The sequence below is a fragment of the Streptomyces sp. NPDC053513 genome (assembly GCF_044544765.1).
Taxonomy (GTDB): domain Bacteria; phylum Actinomycetota; class Actinomycetes; order Streptomycetales; family Streptomycetaceae; genus Streptomyces; species Streptomyces litmocidini.
Genome location: NZ_JBITXP010000061.1, coordinates 1 through 1,215, shown reverse-complemented (window position 1 = coordinate 1,215; position 1,215 = coordinate 1). Strand labels below are relative to the sequence as shown.

1 rRNA gene is annotated in these 1,215 nt (G+C 56.8%); it reads right to left on the bottom strand.

Features of this window, described 5'->3' with window-relative positions:
* Positions 1-40 precede the first annotated feature (40 nt).
* A 23S ribosomal RNA gene (locus tag ACIGW4_RS38120) occupies positions 41-1,215 on the bottom strand; the annotation flags it as partial.

Below are 1,215 nucleotides of genomic sequence, written 5' to 3'. Positions count from 1 at the left end.
GTTCGTTGCTTCAGAACTAACACAGTGGACGCGAGCAACTGAGGACAAGCCCTCGGCCTATTAGTACCGGTCAGCTCCACCCCTTACGGGGCTTCCACATCCGGCCTATCAACCCAGTCGTCTACTGGGAGCCTTACCCTCTCCAGGGAGGTGGGAATACTCATCTCGAAGCAGGCTTCCCGCTTAGATGCTTTCAGCGGTTATCCCTCCCGAACGTAGCCAACCAGCCATGCCCTTGGCAGGACAACTGGCACACCAGAGGTTCGTCCGTCCCGGTCCTCTCGTACTAGGGACAGCCCTTCTCAATATTCCTACGCGCACAGCGGATAGGGACCGAACTGTCTCACGACGTTCTAAACCCAGCTCGCGTACCGCTTTAATGGGCGAACAGCCCAACCCTTGGGACCGACTCCAGCCCCAGGATGCGACGAGCCGACATCGAGGTGCCAAACCATCCCGTCGATATGGACTCTTGGGGAAGATCAGCCTGTTATCCCCGGGGTACCTTTTATCCGTTGAGCGACGGCGCTTCCACAAGCCACCGCCGGATCACTAGTCCCGACTTTCGTCCCTGCTCGACCCGTCGGTCTCACAGTCAAGCTCCCTTGTGCACTTACACTCAACACCTGATTGCCAACCAGGCTGAGGGAACCTTTGGGCGCCTCCGTTACCCTTTGGGAGGCAACCGCCCCAGTTAAACTACCCATCAGACACTGTCCCTGATCCGGATCACGGACCGAGGTTAGACATCCAGCACGACCAGAGTGGTATTTCAACGGCGACTCCACCATGACTGGCGTCACGGCTTCACGGTCTCCCACCTATCCTACACAAGCCGAACCGAACACCAATATCAAACTGTAGTAAAGGTCCCGGGGTCTTTCCGTCCTGCTGCGCGAAACGAGCATCTTTACTCGTAGTGCAATTTCACCGGGCCTATGGTTGAGACAGTCGAGAAGTCGTTACGCCATTCGTGCAGGTCGGAACTTACCCGACAAGGAATTTCGCTACCTTAGGATGGTTATAGTTACCACCGCCGTTTACTGGCGCTTAAGTTCTCAGCTTCGCCCCGTCGAAACAGAGCTAACCGGTCCCCTTAACGTTCCAGCACCGGGCAGGCGTCAGTCCGTATACATCGCCTTACGGCTTCGCACGGACCTGTGTTTTTAGTAAACAGTCGCTTCTCGCTGGTCTCTGCGGCCACCCCCAGCTCAC